Origin of the sequence: Streptoverticillium olivoreticuli subsp. olivoreticuli, assembly GCF_003391135.1 — a bacterium.
Lineage (GTDB): Bacteria > Actinomycetota > Actinomycetes > Streptomycetales > Streptomycetaceae > Streptomyces > Streptomyces blastmyceticus.
Map to the genome: position 1 here is coordinate 7,603,864 of NZ_CP031455.1, position 17,769 is coordinate 7,621,632.

A 17,769-nucleotide genomic window follows, 5' to 3' on the forward strand; every position below is an offset into this window, starting at 1 on the left:
TCCGGCGAAGCGCGTCGTGGAACGGGCTCGAGGGAACGTCGGGGGTGGTGCAGAGGCGGTGCCGTCGGTCCGGCGGGTGGTGCTGGCGGCGCGGGTGGCGCGGGGGCCTGTGACGCAGGCGTCCGGGCGCACAGGGTTAGTTGTGGGGACAGCCGGCGCACGACGGTTTGAGTCTGCGCGCCGGCCGCCCGGACACCCACAAGGTAGTGGCACCGCGTGCCATGGGACAAGACACCGAGTGCCAACAATTTCTCTCAGATGTCATCCGGACGGCACGTATGAGCAAGGAAAGGCGGCCACCCCGTCCAGGGTGGCCGCCGTGGATGTCCCGATGTCGTCGGCTATTTCGGGATCTGCTGTGTGGGTTTTTTGTTCAGCTCTTCTTGAGCGCCTTCTCGATGGCGCGCATGACCTCGCCGAGCGGCGCGTCCGTACGGGCCACCGTCACCAGCACCTCGCCCTCGGTCCGCGCCGTGGCGGCGGGCGTGCTCCGGTCGGAGCGGCCGGCTCCTATGCCGGTGCCGAAGGTCTCCCGCACGATGGCGAACGCGTGGTCGAGCTGGGTCTCGACATCGCCCTCGCCGCCGCCGCGCAGCCAGCGCCGCAGCACGTGGTTGTGCGCCGTGACCACCGCCGACGCGGCGACCTCGGCGAGCAACGGGTCGTCGTCGCCCACGTGGTGGGCGCTCTCGTCGAAGTGACCCAGGAGATAGCGGGTGAACAGCCGCTCGTAGCGGGCCACCGAGGCGATCTCGCGCTCCCGCAGCGCGGGCACCTCGCGGGTCAGGCGGTAGCGCTCGACGGAGACCGCGGGGGAGGCCGCGTACATCCGCATGACCTCCTTGATCCCCCGGCAGACGGTGTCGAGCGGGTTCTCGTGCGGCGGGGCGGCGTCGAGCACGCCCTCCGCGCGGACGAGGGTGTCGTCGTGGTCGGGGAAGATCGCCTCTTCCTTGGAGCGGAAGTGGCGGAAGAAGGTCCGCCGGGCCACGCCGGCCGTGGCCGCGATCTCGTCGACGGTCGTCGCCTCGTAGCCCTTGGTCGCGAACAACTCCATCGCGGCCGCGGCGAGTTTGCGGCGCATGGTGAGCCGTTGGGCGGCGGCGCGGCGGCTGCCGGCGCTCTCGGTGGTGCCGTGCGGCTCTCGGGATGCTTCGACGGACGGGCGCGGGGTGCGGGCGGCCTTGGCGGGCTGGGGCATGTGGGGAACGTAACACGCGTCCGTGTGGGCGTGCCGGGGCGGACTTCCCGCAGGTTCGAGCAGCCCGCCCCACCCCACGCCGTCGGCGAGCACGGAGCGGTCAGCGCCGGGCGTACTCACGGAAGCCGCGCCCCGTCTTGCGGCCCAGGCACCCCGCCGCGACGAGGTGCTCCAGCAGCGGTGCCGGCGCGAGCCCCGGATCGCGGAACTCGCGGTGCAGGACCTTCTCGATGGCCAGCGACACATCGAGGCCGACCACGTCCAGGAGCTCGAAGGGCCCCATCGGATAGCCGCCGCCCAGCTTCATCGCGGCGTCGATGTCGTCGAGCGTCGCGTAGTGCTCCTGCACCATCTTGATCGCGTTGTTGAGGTACGGGAAGAGCAGCGCGTTGACGATGAAGCCCGCCCGGTCCCCGCAGTCCACCGGGTGCTTGCGGACGCGGGCGCACACCGCCCTGACCGTGGCGTGCACGTCGTCACCGGTGAGGACCGTACGCACCACCTCGACCAGCTTCATCGCGGGCGCCGGGTTGAAGAAGTGCATCCCGATCACGTCCCGCGGGCGCGAGGTGGCGCGGGCACAGGCGACCACCGGCAGCGACGAGGTGGTGGTGGCCAGCACCGCGCCCGGCTTGCAGACCTTGTCCAGCGCGGCGAAGAGCTGCTGCTTGACGGCCAGGTCCTCGGCCACCGCCTCGACGGCCAGGTCCACCTCCGCGAAGGCGTCCAGCGAGCCCGCCGGGGTGATCGCGGCCAGCGCCGCCTCCCGCTCCGCCGGCGTCAGCCTGCCCTTCTCCACCGAGCGGGTCAGGGACTTCGCGATCCGGGCCTTCGCCGCCTCCGCCTTCTCCGCCGACCGGGCCGCGAGGACGACCGCGTAGCCCGCCTTCGCGAAGACCTCCGCGATGCCGCTCGCCATCGTCCCCGAGCCCGCGACGCCCACGGCACGCACCTCGCGCGCCTCGCCGCCGCCGCGCGCGCCGGCGTCCGGCGTCCGCTCGTCCGGCACGACGACCGCCGAGTCCGGCGCCTCGTACGTGTAGAACCCGCGGCCGGACTTGCGGCCGGTCAGGCCCGCCTCGGCGAGCTGGCCGAGGATCGGCGCGGGCGCGTGCAGCCGGTCGCGGGAGGCGGTGTACATCGCCTCGAGGACCGTACGGGCGGTGTCGACGCCGATCAGGTCGAGCAGGGCCAGCGGGCCCATCGGCAGACCGCAGCCCAGCCGCATCGCCGCGTCGATGTCCTCGCGGGTGGCGTAGCGCGACTCGTACATCGCGGCCGCCTGGTTGAGATAGCCGAACAGCAGCCCGTCGGCCACGAATCCGGGCCGGTCGCCGACCGCGACCGGCTCCTTGCCCAGCTCGCGGGCGAGCTCGGTGACGGCCGTGACGGCGGCGGGCGCGGTGAGCACCGAGGAGACGACCTCGACCAGCCTCATCGCCGGGGCCGGGTTGAAGAAGTGCAGGCCGAGGACCCGCTCGGGGCGCGCGGAGTCGGCGGCGAGCCGGGTCACGGACAGGGCGTTGGTGCCCGTCGCCAGGATGGCGGCGGGCCGCACGATCGCGTCCAGGGCGGTGAAGACCTCGTGCTTGAGCGCGTAGTTCTCCGGCACCACCTCGATCACCAGATCGGCGTCCGCGGCGGCTTCGAGCTCGTGGGAGGTGCGGAAGCGGGCCAGCACGGCCCGCCGCTCCTCCTCGGTGATCCGCTCGCGCCGCACCGCGCGGGCGGTCGCGGCCTCCAGGGCGCGGTGCGCGTGCGCCGCCGCGGTCTCGGAGACGTCGATGCCGATGACCTCGCGGCCGGCCCGGGCCAGTACTTCGGCGATGCCGGTGCCCATGGTGCCGAGGCCGACGACGGCGACGGTGCGAAGGGCCGGGCCGGATGGACCCGGCTGGGAGGGGACAGGCTCAGGGGTGGACGTACGGTCCATCGCGAGACTCCAGAAAGTGTTCCCCATGCGCGGGGGATACGTCGGTTGGGTGCCGGTCGGGTGCGCGGACCGTGTCGGCCCGCGACGGCCGTGGGATTTCCGGGTACGGGTAAGGAGCGCCCACGGAAAGGGAGTTGAGCTCACCGGCCGGCCCTGTCCCGGGGCCGAGCCGTACTGAAACGTGCCGAACCGACGAACCGACATCACATGCGCGGCGGCTGCGTCACCAGGCCGCCCGAGCAGGGGTGCTGCTCTTGCCGGGAGATTAACTCACGGGTAACCAAGAGCACCAGGGGAAGCGCGCGCGACTTACGATGTGGTTCAGGCCACTCGGGGAGGAGAGCGGGCAATGGAAGAGGAATTTCGCGCCCTGCTGAAGCGGGTACGCGCCGAATTGGTCACCCCCGCCGAGTTCGCGGCCTACGAGCGGCTGCTCGCGCTCGTCCGCACCTCCCGCGACGGGCGCCGCGACGAGCTCGCGGCCATCCTGGTGGCCCCCGAACGCCCGCTGTGGGCCCGGGAGATAGCCGCCTTCGCGCTGGGCGCCGAAGGCGACCGGCGGGCCTTCGAGACCCTGGTGCTCCTCCTGAACTACCGCGAGCCCGTGCGGTGCGCCACCGCCGCGTTCGTCCTCGCCCGGCTGCGCGACCCCAGGACGGCCCGCGCGGCCGCCGCCCTCGCCACCAACCCCTTGCGCACCGCCTACGCCCTGCACCCCGTCCGGCTGCTCACCGAGCTCCGCGCGCCGGAGTCCGTGCCGGCCCTGCTCGCCACCCTGGAGCGGCTGCTCGCCGCCCGGGACCACTGCTGGCCCGTCGCCCGCGCCTGCGTCGAGGGCCTCGGCATCCTGGGCGACCGCCGCGCGGAGGACGCCCTGGTGGCGGCCCGCGGTCACGACCGCCTCAGCGCGGCGGCCCACGAGGCCCTCGCCCGCCTGGCGTGACGGCGCGCCGGGCCCGCCCGGGGGCCGGGGCGGAGCGTGCCCGCTTCCGGGCCCCCGCCGCGCCGCCCCGGATTTGGGCACCCGTCACGTTGGTGGTTGGCTGAGCTTCGCAGGGACAACGCACGACGTCCGGGAGGACAGCCATGGGCCAGGTCGAGGCCACCACGGAGCGGATCATCGCGGCGGACCCGGAGGAGGTGTTCGACGCGCTCGCCGACTACAGCGGCACCCGCGCCAAGCTGCTGCCCGAGCACTTCAGCGAGTACGAGGTGCGCAAGGGCGGCGACGGCGAGGGCACCCAGGTGCACTGGAAGCTCCAGGCCACCAGCAAGCGCGTCCGCGACTGCCTGCTGGACGTCACCGAGCCGACCACCGGGCAGCTGGTCGAGAAGGACCTCAACTCCTCGATGGTCACCACCTGGACCGTCACCCCGGCGGGCGAGGGCAAGGCCAAGGTCGTCGTCTCCACCGTGTGGAACGGCGCGGGCGGCATCGGCGGCTTCTTCGAGCGCACCTTCGCCCCCAAGGGCCTCGGCCGCATCTATGACGCCGTGCTCGTCAAGCTGGCCGCCGAGGTCGAGAAGTAGGGCGCGAAGCGGCCGCCGAACGGCGGCGGGCCACCGGGGCCGGTCGCGAACCAGCCCTGGAACAACGTGAGAACAGATCGGTGGAAGCCCGGACCGCAGGCGGTCCGGGCTTCACCGTTTCGGGTGGTTTCCCCAACCCTCCCACCATGCCCCGTATGCCTCCGACCGGCGCGAAAGCCGCACAGGGTGCACTCTCCGGTCAATCACCGCGCTTGCTAGCCGTTATTGCCAAATGCGAGAAAAGGGCGGCGATGCAGGCGCGATGAGGGGAGTCGTACGTGGGCGGGACCACATTCGGGACCACCTTGGTGCAGAGCGAGGGACCACCGTCCCCGGCCCTGCGGGACCAGGGCGCGGCCCTCGCGCACGGCGACGGTCCACCGCCCGTCCTCCCCGGGCCCGGGCCGTCTTCCCAGCGCCCGGTGCCCCGCCACGGCCCGGCCCGCGTCCGCGTCGTCTTCGTCGGCCTGATGCTCGCGCTGCTCCTCGCCGCGCTCGACCAGACCATCGTCGCCACCGCCCTGCCCAAGATCGTGGGGGAGCTGCACGGCCTCGACCGGATGTCCTGGGCCGTCACCGCCTATCTGCTGAGCTCCACGGCGGTCCTCCCGGTCTACGGGAAGCTGGGCGACCTCTGCGGGCGCAAGGGGGTCTTCCTCTTCTCGATCGTCGTCTTCGTCGCGGGCTCCGCGCTCGCCGGGCACGCCGCCACCATGAACGAGCTCATCGCCTTCCGCGTCCTCCAGGGCGTCGGCGGCGGCGGACTGCTGATCGGCGTCCAGGCGATCATCGCCGACATCGTCCCGCCGCGGGAGCGCGGCCGCTTCATGGGCGTCATCGGCGCCGCCTTCGGGCTCGCCTCCGTCGCCGGTCCCCTGCTCGGCGGCTACTTCACCGACCACGCCTCCTGGCGCTGGTGCTTCTACGTCAACATCCCCTTCGGCCTCCTCACCTTCCTCGTCGTCGCGCTGGGCCTCAGGCTCCCGGCACGCTTCCGCAGGGGGCGCTTCGACGTCCTCGGCGCGCTGCTGCTCATGGCCTTCTCGACGTGCCTGGTGCTGCTGACCACCTGGGGCGGCACCGAGTACGAGTGGCGGTCGCGCGTCATCCTCGGGCTCGCCGCGGGCGCCCTCGGCACCGCCCTGCTCTTCGTCGTGGTCGAGCACATCGCGACAGAACCGATCATTCCGCCGCACCTCTTCCACGACCGGGTCTTCAACGTCTGCGGTCTCGTCGGCGCGGCCATGGGCGTCGGCCTCTTCGGCGCCGCCAGCTACCTGCCGACGTTCCTCCAGATGGTCGACGGGGCGGACGCCACGGAGTCCGGGCTGCTGATGCTCCCCATGATGGGCGGGGTCGTACTGGCCTCCCTCGTCACCGGCCAGCTCATCAGCCGCACGGGCCGCTGCAAGCCCTTCCCCATCGTCGGCGGCGCCTTCTCCGCCGTCGGCATGTACTTCCTCTCCCACCTCGGCACCCACACCCCGCGGGCCGTCTACAGCCTCTGGATGGGCATCCTCGGCGTCGGCATCGGGCTCGCCCTGCCCGTCCTCGTCCTCGCCGTGCAGAACTCCGTCCACCCCGCCGACCTCGGCACCGCCACCAGCGCCAACAACTACTTCCGGCAGATCGGCGGTTCGGTCGGCGCCGCCGTCTTCGGCACGCTCTTCGCCCGCCGCCTCGCCGACCGGCTGCACGCCGAACTGCCCCACCGCGCCGGACTGCCCTCGCCCGACTCGATCACCCCGCAGCTGGTGCACGCCCTGCCGGCCGCCGTCCGCGACGGCTACGTCCGGGCCTACGCCGACGCCATGCCGCGGATCTTCCTCTATCTCGTACCGGTGCTCATCCTCGGTTTTCTGCTCGCCTTCCTGCTGAAAGAGAAACCCCTGGTGTCCCACAACGCCCCCGAAGCCCCCGTCATCCCGCACGCGCGCGCCGAACCCCAGGACGGTCCGGCGCCCTTCGTCGCGGGCATCCCCGTCACCGGCACCGTCCAGCACCCCGACGGAACCACCGTGCCGCGCGCCGCCCTCACCCTCATCGACGTCCGCGGCCAGCAGATCGGGCGCGGCGCGAGCGGGGAGGACGGGCGGTACGCGCTCAGCACACCCGGCACGGGCTCGTACGTCCTCATCGCCGCGGCGGGCGGGCACCAGCCGCAGGCGGTCACCGTCACCATCGGCGAGCGGCCCATCGAGCTCGACGTGGTCCTCGGCGGCGCCGGACGCCTCGCGGGCACCGTGCTCACCCCCGACGGCAACCCCGTGCGCGACGCGCTCGTCACCCTGACCAATGTGCACGGCGAGGTCGTCTCCACCACCCGCACCGGGCGCGAAGGCGGCTATGTGATCTCGGAGTTGGTCGCCGGCGAGTACACCCTCGCCTCCAGCGCCCCCGCCTTCCGGCCCGCGGCGCTGCCCGTGACCGTGCAGTCCTGCCGCGAGACCCGCCAGGACATCGAGCTGGCGGGCGGCGCGGTGCTGCGCGGCGTCGTCAGGGCGGGCGGGGGCCGGGCCGTCGAGGACGCGCGCGTGACCCTGCTGGACGCGGCGGGCAACGTGGTCGACTCGGCGGCCACGGGGGCGGACGGGGCGTTCCGCTTCGTGGACCTGTCGGCGGGCGAATACACGGTCATCGCGGCGGGATACCCCCCGGTGGCCACGGTCCTCCAGGTCGCGGGCGGCGGCCGCACGGAACGCGACCTCCAACTGGGCCACGCGGATTGAGCACCGGGGGCGCGCCCGGGGCCGGCCGAGCCCGGCCGGCCCCGGGCCTGCCGGGCGATCGTGGACGCCGGTTCCGGGGAATCCGCCCGTACGCCCTTCCCCGCCCCCTACCGTAGTAACGGTGGCGCAAACCATAAGGAGCATCCGCCCATGCACCATGGCACGCCCGTCCCCGGACGGATCCCGCTCGCGGTGGTCGTCGTGGGGTCGGCCGGCCTGGTGACCCACTGGAGCACGGGTGCCCGCAGACTCTTCGGGTACGGGCGCGACGAGGCCGTCGGCGCCCCCGCCGCCGACCTGATGCCCATCGGCGGCGCCCTGCCCCACGACACCGACGACGGCCACCGCGGCACCGGCCTCGGCACCCGGCTCGGCCGCCCCTCCGCCGACGGCGCCACCGGCTACCCCAGCGCCGGACGGGCCCGCTCCGGCTCCCCCGGGCGCGGGCCCGTCGACGTGCTGTGGTGGGCCTATCCGCTCGCCGGGCCCGGCGAGGAGCGGCTGCTGGTCCTCGCCGCCGACGCCGCGCGGTGCGGGCCCGTCGAAGAGGCCCCGCGGGACCAGATCTTCCCCGGCTTCGCCCCGCACACCGCGCTGCCCGACGGCGACGCCCTCGCCGGGCGGCTGCCCGACATCCTGCCCGGCATGGGCCCCGCCCTCAGCGGCCGGATCGTCTCCCAGGTCCTCGAACTGGGCTATCCCGTCCTGGAGATCAGCCACCGGCAGCGGATCCCGGTCACCCCCGACTGGGGCACCCCGAAGTACACGGAGCGCGCGGCGCGGCGCGCCCGTACCGCCACCGCCCCGCCGCGGCAGCGGACGTCCCCCGACGCCCCCGCGGACCCCGCCGACGCGCCGGACCTCGAATACGCGGCCGTACGGGAGCGGCTGGAGTTCCTCAACGAGGTCAGCGGCGGCATCGGCACCTCCCTCGACCTGGCCCGCACCATCCGCGAGGTCACCAGCGCCGCCGTGCCCCGCTTCACGGACTTCGCGGGCACGCACCTGCGCGCCGCCGTCCTCGCGGGCGAGGGCTTCCCCGACGGCCCGCCCGACGTCACCACCGTCTGGCACCGCGTCTGGGTCGAGCACAACGACGAACCGGGCCGCTGGGACGACACCGTGCCGGTCGGCGAGGCCATCGCCTTCCCCGAGCACACCCCGTTCTTCCAGTGCATGGTCACCGGCGAGCCGGTGCTCATCCCGCGCATCGGCGAGGAACTGGCCAACCGCATCTCCGGCCAGTTCGAGAAGCGGGACCTGCGACCGCTCATCAACGGCAGGTCGATGCTGGTCGTGCCCCTCAAGGCGCGCGACGTGGTGCTCGGCTTCATGGTCCTGATGCGCCGCGACGGACGCACGCCCTTCGACGACATGGACCGCACGACCGGCGCCGAACTCGCCGCGCGCGCCGGGCTCGTGCTCGACAACGCCCGCATGTACACCTACCAGGAGAACGTCGCCGACACCCTCCAGGACAGCATGCTCCCGCAGCTCGCCCCGCGCATGGCCGGGTGCGACACCGCCACCCGCTACCTGCCGGGCACCCGCCTCGGCAGGGTGGGCGGCGACTGGTTCGACAGCATCAAGCTGCCCGGCTCGCGCACCGCCCTCGTCGTCGGCGACGTGATGGGCCACGGCCTGAACTCCGCGGCCATGATGGGTCAACTGCGCACCGCCGTGCAGACGATGGCGGCCCTCGACCTGCCGCCCGAGCAGCTGCTGCGCAACCTCGACGACCTCGCCCAGCGGCTCGGCGAGCACTACCTCGCCACCTGCCTCTACGCCGTCTACGACCCGATCCGCTCCGAGCTGCGCATCGCCAACGCCGGACACATCCCGCCCGTGCTCGTCCGGGCGGCGGACGGCCGCAGCGTGCTGCTCGACCTGCCCACCGGCGCCCCCATAGGCGTGGGCGGGGTGGCCTTCGAGGCGGCGACCGTCCCGGTCGCGCCCGGCGACCGGCTGGTGCTGTGCACGGACGGGCTGGTGGAGGTCCGCGGCCAGGACATCGGCGCGGGGCTCGCCGCGCTGTGCGAGTCCGCCGCCCACCCCGCGGCGTCCATGGACGACGCCTGCGACACCATCATCCGCGCGCTCAACACTGGCGACGGCCGCAAGGACGACGTCGCACTGCTGATGGCCCGGCTCAACGGCATCCCTCCCGAGCACGCGGCCGCGTGGCAGCTGGAGCGCACCCCGGCCGAGGTCCGCCGGGCCCGCCGGCTCGTGCGGGACCAACTGGCCGAGTGGGGGCTCGCCGCGGCGGCCGCGACCGCCGAGATCCTGGTCAGCGAGATCGTCACCAACGCCGTACGGCACACGGAGTCACGGCGGCTGGGGCTCCGCCTGGTCCGCACGGATGCGCTGCTGTGCGAGGTCACCGACGAGGACCACGCGCTTCCCGCGCTGATGGGCTCCGACCTCGGCGAGGAGTCCGGGCGCGGGCTCAGGGTGGTGAGCGCACTCGCGCGCGAGTGGGGCGCGAGCCACACGGGCCGGGGCAAGACGGTGTGGTTCGAGCAGTCGCTGGTCAGCGCCGCGCGCCCCGGGTCGAACACCCGGTGAAGGTACGGGCACGGTAGCCGCGGAGATCTTGCCGCGGGGCGCCGGGCGACGGTAGTCAAGATCATGACGATCAGTCATACCGGCTACCCGGGAGCGTGTATGAGCACATCGCAGCAGTACGCCGAGGCGTGGGAAGGCTTCTGGCGGGAGGCCTCCGGCACCCCGGGCGACGCGATCTGGGACGCGGACCCCTCGCTGACCGCGGCCCCCCATCTGGAGCTGTTCGCCCCGCACGCGGACCCCGCCCTGCCGGTCGTCGACCTCGGCTGCGGCAACGGCACCCAGACCCGCTATCTCGCCACCCGCTTCCCGCGCGCGGTCGGCGTGGACATCTCGGCGGCGGCCGTCGAGCACGCGCGCCGCGCGGACACCGACGGCGTGGCGGAGTTCGAGCGGCTCGACCTGACGGACACCGAGGCGGTGCGCGCGCTCCACGCGCGGATCGGCGACGCCAACGTCTATATGCGGGCCGTGATCCACCAGAGCCGCCCCGAGGACCGCCCGGCGGTCGCGCGGGCGGTCGCCGAACTGACCGGCGCGCGGGGCCGCGCGTTCGTGGCCGAGCTCACCGGGGCGGCGAAGGACGTGCTGGCGGAGGCGATCCTCCGGCCTGATGGTCCGTCACCCAAGGGCAGTCTCGTCATGAAGCACGGCCTGCGCCCCGCGGAGGTGGCCGAGGACGAGGTCCCGTCACTGCTCCGGGAGGCGGGTCTCACGATTCTCTCCGAGGGGGCCGTCACGCTCGCGATGACGGAGTTCCGGGCGGACGGCGAGCGAATCGTGTTGCCGGCACGGTGGTTCGTCACGGGCCGCGCGGGCTGATCCGACGGCGCGCGGCAGCCATTCCTTACGCCGGATCCGGGCTGTCGCCGTCCAGCAGAAGCTGCGGCACCTGCGTGAACGTCCACCCTCCACCCGAGCGCACCAGCACCCACACCAGATCGAAGCGCGAATCCGGCCAAGCCGACGGCGGGGAGGGCCGCACCTCCCCGCCCAGCCCCTTGACGATCTCCGGAATCGCGTGGTGCTCCCACGACACCAGCGTGCAACCGTGCCGCCCGGCAAGCTCCTTCGCCAGCGCGGCCTCGTCACCGGTGCGGTACGTGAGGTTCGTCCGTACCTTCAGCTTCGCGGCCACCGGCGCCACCGTCTCGCTCGGCCGCAGCCCCTTCGCGCCGGGGTGCGGGCCCGCGGCGTAGACGGCGGTCGGGCGCCGCAGCCCCTTGCGCGGGGTTCCGCCCTCGGGGGCGAACAGCGTCACCAGCGCACCCGCCCGCTGCCAGCCGCGCACGATCAGGGCGTGGTCGCTCCGCTCGCCGTCCTCGGTGATGCCGAAGGGCGGCTTCTTGCCGTTCTCCTTCGGCTTCTCGCCATGCCGGATGATCATGATCATGTCGGCTCCTGAAGCGGAATTGGCCGCACTGGCGGGGGAGTCGGACGCCGCCGAAGCCTTGCCCTCGCCCTTGCCGCAGGCGGTCGTCATGGCTCCGGCCGCGGTCACCAGCCCGCCGAACGTGATCATCCGCAACAGCGTACGGCGGGGCGCCACCGGGGTGTTGTCCATGTTCGACTCCTTATGGGTGAGGGCGCGTCGGCTCCGTACGCGCCTCCGAGGCGATCTGTACCCCGGATTCCCCCGGACAGGTGATGGTCCGGGGCGGTGCGTCAACCGATTCTGGACGAGGCGGGGCGGAAGTCCGGCACGGGGTCCGCAATGAGATCGCAAAACGGTCGAGGGAGAAGAGCTGGTGTTCCCGAGGAGCAGTTCGCGGCGTGGTCGCCGCCGTGCCGTGGCCGCGGCCGTCACGGCCCTGGTGCTCACCGGAGCGATGGGCGCGCCCGCGGGCGCCGAGGGCGCGGACCCGGCCGGCTGCCGGGCGCGTACGTCGCTGGGCGCGGTGCAGGGCGCGCCGAGGAGCAGTGTGTGCGCCTATCTCGGCGTGCCGTACGCCGCGCCGCCCACCGGCCCGCGGCGGTTCCGGCCGCCCGAGCCGCCCGCCGCCTGGCAGGACACCCTCCCGGCCGACAAGGCGAAACCGCCGTGCCCCCAGGACCTCTCCGACGGTGACGGCAGCGGCGTCGAGGACTGCCTGCACGTCAATGTGTGGTCCTCCCGCGCGCCCGGCGCCCGCAAGCCCGTCATGGTCTTCCTGCACGGCGGGGAGGACATCTACGAATCCGCGAGCGACGCTCTGGACGACGGCGCCGCGCTTGCCGCGCGCGGCGACGCGGTCGTCGTCTCGGCCGACTACCGCCTGGGCATCCTCGGCTGGACGGAACTCGGCGGCCTGGACCGCTCGTACGCCGGATCGGGCAACAACGGCCTCCGGGACGAGGTCGCCGCGCTCTCCTGGGTGCACGACCACGTCCGCGACTTCGGCGGCGACCCCGGCAACGTCACCGTCTTCGGCCAGTCGGCGGGCGCCGTCTCCGTCGACGCGCTGCTCGCCGGGGACCGCCCGGAGCGGCTCTTCCACCGGGCCATCGCGGAGAGCGGTCCCGGGAACGCCGTGCACACCGCGCACTCGGCGCGGACGGCCGCCGCCCGCGTCTTCCGACTCGGCGGCATCCGAGGCGTCGGCGACCTCGACGCCCTCTCCACGCGGCAGATCCTGGAGCTCCAGAAGAAGGCCCGCGCCGGTCTTCCGGGGCTCTCCGGCGCCGTGTTCTTCGGGCCGTACATCGACGGTTCGCTCGTACCCGGGCCGGTCGTCGACCGGATCGCCGCGGGCAGCGCCCGCAACGTCGACGTCATGGCCGGCACCAACACCAACGAGACCGATTTCTGGGCGCTGTTCACCCCCGACCTGCTGAAGCTGCCGCTCAGCGCCTACCCTTCCTTCCCGCCCGTGCTCGCGGCCCGCAAGCAGCACATGTACGACGTCTACGCCGCGGACCGCCCCGGGCTGAGCGAGGGCCGGGTGGTGAACGCCATGCTCACCGACCAGGTCGAGCGGATGCCCACGCTCCGCCTCGCCCAGGCCCAGTCCCGCTGGCGCCCCTCGTACGTGTACCAATTCGACTGGCACGTCCCGTACGCGAAGGGGGTGCCCGACGCCCGGAACCTGGGCGCCATGCACCAGTTGGAGATGCCGTTCGTCTTCGGCAACCTCGACCTCGGGTGGGTGCCGCGCGGCACGGAGACCGTGCGCGCCCAGCGGCCCGCCCTGACGCGCCTGTCGCACGCGATGGAGGACGCCTGGACGACGTTCGCCCGCCTCGGCACCCCCGGCTGGCGCCCGTACCGGACCACGGACCGGGCCACGCTGATCTGGGATCTCACGCCCCGCGTCGAGCGCGCCCCGCTGGAGAGCGAGCGCGCCCTGTGGGACGACTACTCCTTCCCCTCCCAGGACTCCTGAGCGGACCGCGCCGGGGCCCGGGTGCTTGACCGGATCGTTCCGCACCGGGCCCCGATCATGCCTTGGGCGAGGGCCCGCGCGGCGGCGAGGATGAGGCCATGAACAGCGCACTCGTCGTCATCGACGTCCAGGAGTCCTTCCGTCAGCGGCCCAACTGGGCGGCCGTGTCCAACCCCGGGATCGTCGGCAAGGTCGACCGCCTGGTCGCCGCCGCCCGGGCCAAGGGCGACCTCGTCGTCTGGGTGCTCCACCACGAGCCGGGCACCGGCAACGTCTTCGACCCCGCCCTCGGCTTCACCCGCCTCATCGACGGCCTGACCCCGCTGAAGGGGGAGCCCGTCATCACCAAGACCTCGCACAACGCCTTCACGACGACCAACCTCCAGCAGCTCCTCACCGAACGCGGCATCCGTGACGTGGTCGTCAGCGGCATCCGCACCGAGCAGTGCTGCGAGACCACCGCGCGCGTCGCCTCCGACCTCGGCTACGGCGTCACCTTCGTCACCGACGCGACCGCGACCCATCCCATCGAGCACTGGGACGCCCCGGCCGGCCGGAGCCTCGACGAGATCCTGGCCGACCCCCGTACCCTGACCACGGACGCGATCGTCGCCCGTACCGAGTACGCGCTCGCGGGCCGCTTCGCCAGGATCGCCACCGTCGAGGAGCTGACCGGATCGTGACACAGGTCGTCTTCCTGCTCGTCCCGCAGCTGCATCTGCTGGATCTCGCCGGGCCCGCCCAGGTCTTCTCCACGGCGGCCGGCCTCGGCCACGACTACACCATCGGATACGTGGCCGAGCAGGAGGACGTCCCCACCGCCCAGGGTGTGCTGCTGCGGGCCGCCGTCGACTGGCCCGAGCTGACCGCCGACGACCTTGTCGTCGTCCCGGGCTGGTGCTCCCGCACCTTCCGCGAGAACGGGGACCTGTCGGCCGCGACGCTGGAGCGGCTGGCCGCGCACCACGCCGCGGGCGGCACCGTCGCCAGCGTCTGCGCAGGCGCGGACGCCCTCGGCCGGGCGGGCCTGCTCGACGGCCGCCGCTGCACCACCCACCACGACCTCCAGGACGAGCTCGCCCGGCGCCACCCCCGGGCGCGGGTCGTCCGCGACGTGCTCTACGTCCTGGACGACCGCGTCGTCACCTCCGCGGGCATCGCGAGCGGCATCGACCTCGCGCTGCACCTCGTGGCCGCCCGGCACGGCCCGGCCGTGGCCGCCCGCGTGGCGCGCGCCATGGTCGTCCACGCCCGCCGCAACGGCGACGAGCAGCAGGCGAGCGTGATGCTGCGGCACCGCGACCACCTGATCGACGCCGTCCACCAGGCGCAGGACCTGATCGACGCCCGCTTCACCGAACGGCTGGGCCTCGCCGACCTGTCGGCGGCCTGCGGCCTCAGCGAGCGCACCCTGACCCGCCGCTTCACCGCCGCCACCGGCCTGACCCCGCTGCGGTACCAGCAGGATCTGCGCGTCGAGCGCGCCGAGCACCTCATCGCCCAGGGCTCGACCGTGGAGGCGGCGGCCCGCGCGGTCGGCTTCCAGGACGCGCGGATGCTGCGCCGCCTCCGGGGACGGACACCGGTGCCGGAGGCGGCGCGCCGGCCGGTCAGCGGGTGAACTTCACGCTGCGCGCGGCGACGTTCCCGACCGCTGCGCGCGGTGCCAGCGTTCCCAGCCGCCGGGTGCAGCGGTTGTCGGAGTAGTAGAAGGCGTGGCTGTTCGTCCCGTTGCTGATCTGGAGGATCGTGGTGTGCCCGCCGGAGAGCAGCTGGACGCACTTGCCGGCCGGCGGGTTCTCGGTGCGCCGCCGCACGGTCTCGTGCAGGCAGACCGTGTCCGCCGCGCCGGTGCCCGGTGAGCACCGGTCGTACTCCACGGTCAGCGCGCCGTTCGCGGCGCGCGCGTCCGGGCAGAGCGCGGCGACGAGCAGCAGGACGGGCACAACGGCGCCCAGGGCACGGCGGATACGCATCGGGAATCCCCTCGCAAGGTGACGGTCTGGTGCCCCCAGCTACCCACGGCACCCCGCCCGCGCGCGGGGATTCACTCGTCGGTGGGCGCTGCGCGCCGAGCGCGCCGAACAGCCGCTCCCCAAGGGGCCCTTGGCCTCCAGGAGGGGCGGAGCCGATCGCCGGATGGCGGCCGCTCTCCTCGTGCCCGCGCGAGCGCCCTTCGGCGGGGCGAGGAGAGAAACCCCGCCGATACCCGTGCGCACCGCCACCCCCTGCGATAAGACTGTCGCATGGTGAAGATCCTGATCTCCGCGGACATGGAAGGCGCCACCGGCGTCACCTGGCCGGGCGACGTGCTGCCGGGCGCCCCGCAGTGGGAGCGCTGCCGCCATCTGTTCACCTCCGACGTCAGCGCCGCGATCGCCGGGTTCTTCGACGGCGGCGCCGACGAGGTCCTCGTCAACGAAGCGCACTGGAGCATGCGCAACCTCCTGCTGGAGAAGCTGGACGAGCGCGCCGAGATGCTCACCGGCAAGCACAAGACGCTGAGCATGGTCGAGGGCGTGCAGCACGGCGACGTGGACGGCGTCGCCTTCGTCGGCTATCACGCGGCCGCCGGCGCCGAGGGCGTCCTCGCGCACACCTATCTGGCCAATTCGCTCACCGGCGTATGGGTGGACGGCGCGCGAGCCAGCGAGGGGTTGCTCAACTCTCTGGTCGTCGCGGAATACGGTGTGCCCGTGGTGCTGGTGACGGGTGACGACCGGACCTGCGAGGACGCCAAGGGCTATGCCCCCGCGGCCCGTTCGGTCGCCGTCAAGGACTATGTGTCGCGGTACGCGGCGGTGTGCCGCACCCCGGCGCGCACGGCGGCGGAGATCCGGGCCGCGGCGCGGGAGGCGGTGCCGCTCGCGGTGCGCCACGAGCCGGTCCGCAGGGGGCCGCTCACCATGGAGCTGGAGTTCGACGCCGAGCACCTCGCCGGGGCCGCCACGTGCGTGCCGGGCGTCGAGCGGAGCGGTGAGCGCCGGGTCGCCTACACCACGCCGACCATGTACGAGGGCATTCGCTGCTTCAAAGCGGTCACGACCGTCGTGTCGGCCGCCGTGGAGGAAGAATATGGCTGACACCCAGGCGGAGCGGGTCGACGGACGGGCGCTGGACGAGGCGGTGCGCTTCACCTCCGAGCTGATCCGCATCGACACCACCAACCGCGGCGGCGGCGACTGCGAGGAGCGCCCGGCGGCCGAGTACGTCGCCGAGCGGCTGGGCGAGGCGGGTCTCGACCCCGTGCTGCTGGAGAAGGCGCCGGGCCGCACGAACGTCGTCGCCCGGATCGCCGGCACCGACCCGGACGCGGACGCCCTGCTCGTCCACGGCCACCTGGACGTGGTGCCCGCCGAGTCCGCCGAGTGGTCCGTCGACCCCTTCTCGGGCGAGGTGCGCGACGGAGTGGTGTGGGGCCGCGGCGCGATCGACATGAAGAACACGGACGCGATGATCCTGGCGGTCGTCCGGGCGTGGGCGCGGGCCGGGGTCCGGCCGCGCCGGGACATCGTGCTGGCCTTCACCGCCGACGAGGAGGACACCGGCGTCTTCGGGTCGGCCTTCCTCGCCGCCGAGCACCCCGGGCTGTTCGAGGGCTGCACCGAGGGCATCGGGGAGTCCGGCGCGTACACCTTCCACGCGGGCCCGCGGCTGAGGCTCTATCCGGTGGCGGCGGGGGAGCGGGGCACGGCCTGGATCGGACTGACCGCGCGGGGCCGGGCGGGCCACGGCTCGAAGGTCAACACGGAGAACGCGGTCAGCGCCCTCGCCGCCGCCGTCGCCCGCATCGGCGACCACCGGTGGCCGCTGCGGCTCACCCCGACCGTGCGGGCGGCGCTGATGGAGATCGCCGCGCTGCACGGCATCGACGCCGACCCCGACGCCCCCGACTTCGATGTGGAGGACCTGCTCGGCAAGCTCGGCCCGGCCGCCGCGCTGCTCGCCCCGACGCTCCGCAACAGCGCCAACCCGACGATGCTGCAGGCGGGGTACAAGGTCAACGTCATCCCCGGGACGGCCGTCGGGCACGTGGACGGGCGGACGGTGCCGGGCGGTGAGGAGGAGTTCGCGGCGACCATGGACCGGCTCACCGGGCCGCAGGTGGGCTGGGACTTCTATCACCGCCAAGACGCCCTGCAGGCCCCCGTCGACGTGCCGCTGTTCGCGCGGATGCGCTCGGCCGTCGAGCACTTCGACCCGGACGGGCACGTGGTGCCCTTCTGTATGTCGGGCGGTACGGACGCCAAGCAGTTCGCCTCCCTGGGCATCGTCGGCTACGGCTTCTCCCCGGTCCGGCTGCCGCCCGGCTTCGACTACCAGTCGCTCTTCCACGGCGTCGACGAGCGCGTACCGGTCGACGGGCTGCACTTCGGCGTCCGGGTGCTCGACCACTTCCTGATGGACCTCTGAGATTCGACTTCAACGGACAGGAGATGTGACGGA

At 73.4% G+C, this 17,769-nt stretch carries 14 protein-coding genes; 10 read left to right on the forward strand and 4 right to left on the reverse strand.

Translation table 11 applies throughout. The features are described 5' to 3' along the window. Window positions 1-373: 373 nt before the first annotated feature. Window positions 374-1,201 (reverse strand): TetR family transcriptional regulator, encoded by an 828-nt coding sequence (locus DXZ73_RS33000; RefSeq protein ID WP_116214616.1) that lies wholly within the window; start codon window positions 1,199-1,201, stop codon window positions 374-376. Between the two features lie 100 nt (window positions 1,202-1,301). Then, window positions 1,302-3,134 (reverse strand): 3-hydroxyacyl-CoA dehydrogenase family protein, encoded by a 1,833-nt coding sequence (locus DXZ73_RS33005; RefSeq protein ID WP_116214617.1) that lies wholly within the window; start codon window positions 3,132-3,134, stop codon window positions 1,302-1,304. Window positions 3,135-3,483: 349 nt separating this feature from the next. Here DXZ73_RS33005 and DXZ73_RS33010 point away from each other — a divergent pair, with 349 nt between their 5' ends. The 5 genes from DXZ73_RS33010 (at window position 3,484) to DXZ73_RS33030 (ending at window position 10,783) form a co-directional block, all read left to right on the forward strand. Beyond that, complete coding sequence (locus tag DXZ73_RS33010) at window positions 3,484-4,077, forward strand: HEAT repeat domain-containing protein (protein WP_116214618.1); 594 nt, start codon at window positions 3,484-3,486, stop codon at window positions 4,075-4,077. A gap of 143 nt (window positions 4,078-4,220) precedes the next feature. Next, complete coding sequence (locus DXZ73_RS33015) at window positions 4,221-4,664, forward strand: SRPBCC family protein (protein WP_116214619.1); 444 nt, start codon at window positions 4,221-4,223, stop codon at window positions 4,662-4,664. Between the two features lie 278 nt (window positions 4,665-4,942). Further along, window positions 4,943-7,393: an MFS transporter gene (locus tag DXZ73_RS33020; protein ID WP_116214620.1), complete on the forward strand. Its 2,451-nt coding sequence runs from the start codon at window positions 4,943-4,945 to the stop codon at window positions 7,391-7,393. Between the two features lie 150 nt (window positions 7,394-7,543). Next, window positions 7,544-9,961 carry an ATP-binding SpoIIE family protein phosphatase gene (locus tag DXZ73_RS33025; RefSeq protein ID WP_116214621.1) on the forward strand — a complete coding sequence of 806 codons (2,418 nt, stop codon included), beginning with the start codon at window positions 7,544-7,546 and terminating at the stop codon, window positions 9,959-9,961. Between the two features lie 99 nt (window positions 9,962-10,060). Next, complete coding sequence (locus DXZ73_RS33030) at window positions 10,061-10,783, forward strand: class I SAM-dependent methyltransferase (RefSeq protein WP_116214622.1); 723 nt, start codon at window positions 10,061-10,063, stop codon at window positions 10,781-10,783. A 25-nt stretch (window positions 10,784-10,808) separates the two neighbouring features. On the opposite strand, the gene DXZ73_RS33035 is transcribed toward DXZ73_RS33030, so the two are convergent. Next, a complete protein-coding gene (locus tag DXZ73_RS33035) occupies window positions 10,809-11,525 on the reverse strand; it encodes a hypothetical protein (protein ID WP_116214623.1) in 717 nt (238 codons plus the stop codon). A gap of 184 nt (window positions 11,526-11,709) precedes the next feature. Between DXZ73_RS33035 and DXZ73_RS33040 the strand changes: the two genes are divergently transcribed. The 3 genes from DXZ73_RS33040 (at window position 11,710) to DXZ73_RS33050 (ending at window position 14,944) form a co-directional block, all read left to right on the forward strand. Then, complete coding sequence (locus tag DXZ73_RS33040) at window positions 11,710-13,323, forward strand: carboxylesterase/lipase family protein (RefSeq protein ID WP_162890418.1); 1,614 nt, start codon at window positions 11,710-11,712, stop codon at window positions 13,321-13,323. A gap of 98 nt (window positions 13,324-13,421) precedes the next feature. Then, entirely contained in the window at window positions 13,422-14,006 is a 585-nt protein-coding gene (locus tag DXZ73_RS33045) for a cysteine hydrolase family protein (RefSeq protein ID WP_116214625.1), read from the forward strand. After that, complete coding sequence (locus DXZ73_RS33050; RefSeq protein WP_116214626.1) at window positions 14,003-14,944, forward strand: GlxA family transcriptional regulator; 942 nt, start codon at window positions 14,003-14,005, stop codon at window positions 14,942-14,944. The genes DXZ73_RS33045 and DXZ73_RS33050 overlap by 4 nt, the downstream gene beginning before the upstream one ends. Here DXZ73_RS33050 and DXZ73_RS33055 read toward each other — a convergent pair. After that, window positions 14,934-15,299 (reverse strand): hypothetical protein, encoded by a 366-nt coding sequence (locus tag DXZ73_RS33055; RefSeq protein ID WP_116214627.1) that lies wholly within the window; start codon window positions 15,297-15,299, stop codon window positions 14,934-14,936. The genes DXZ73_RS33050 and DXZ73_RS33055 overlap by 11 nt on opposite strands. A 273-nt stretch (window positions 15,300-15,572) precedes the next feature. On the opposite strand from DXZ73_RS33055, the gene DXZ73_RS33060 reads away from it, so the two are divergent. Continuing rightward, window positions 15,573-16,406 carry a M55 family metallopeptidase gene (locus DXZ73_RS33060; RefSeq protein ID WP_116216034.1) on the forward strand — a complete coding sequence of 278 codons (834 nt, stop codon included), beginning with the start codon at window positions 15,573-15,575 and terminating at the stop codon, window positions 16,404-16,406. Continuing rightward, window positions 16,399-17,736, forward strand: a complete 1,338-nt coding sequence (locus DXZ73_RS33065) for a M20/M25/M40 family metallo-hydrolase (RefSeq protein ID WP_116214628.1) — start codon at window positions 16,399-16,401, stop codon at window positions 17,734-17,736. Before DXZ73_RS33060 ends, DXZ73_RS33065 begins: the two co-directional genes overlap by 8 nt. The last annotated feature ends 33 nt before the right edge of the window (window positions 17,737-17,769 follow it).

Bases quoted from the DNA above. Each gene is read 5' to 3' on its own strand.
- DXZ73_RS33000 (WP_116214616.1), bottom strand. From the start codon at position 1,201: ATGCCCCAGCCCGCCAAGGCCGCCCGCACCCCGCGCCCGTCCGTCGAA.
- DXZ73_RS33005 (WP_116214617.1), bottom strand. From the start codon at position 3,134: ATGGACCGTACGTCCACCCCTGAGCCTGTCCCCTCCCAGCCGGGTCCA.
- DXZ73_RS33010 (WP_116214618.1), top strand. From the start codon at position 3,484: ATGGAAGAGGAATTTCGCGCCCTGCTGAAGCGGGTACGCGCCGAATTG.
- DXZ73_RS33015 (WP_116214619.1), top strand. From the start codon at position 4,221: ATGGGCCAGGTCGAGGCCACCACGGAGCGGATCATCGCGGCGGACCCG.
- DXZ73_RS33025 (WP_116214621.1), top strand. From the start codon at position 7,544: ATGCACCATGGCACGCCCGTCCCCGGACGGATCCCGCTCGCGGTGGTC.
- DXZ73_RS33030 (WP_116214622.1), top strand. From the start codon at position 10,061: ATGAGCACATCGCAGCAGTACGCCGAGGCGTGGGAAGGCTTCTGGCGG.
- DXZ73_RS33035 (WP_116214623.1), bottom strand. From the start codon at position 11,525: ATGGACAACACCCCGGTGGCGCCCCGCCGTACGCTGTTGCGGATGATC.
- DXZ73_RS33045 (WP_116214625.1), top strand. From the start codon at position 13,422: ATGAACAGCGCACTCGTCGTCATCGACGTCCAGGAGTCCTTCCGTCAG.
- DXZ73_RS33055 (WP_116214627.1), bottom strand. From the start codon at position 15,299: ATGCGTATCCGCCGTGCCCTGGGCGCCGTTGTGCCCGTCCTGCTGCTC.
- DXZ73_RS33065 (WP_116214628.1), top strand. From the start codon at position 16,399: ATGGCTGACACCCAGGCGGAGCGGGTCGACGGACGGGCGCTGGACGAG.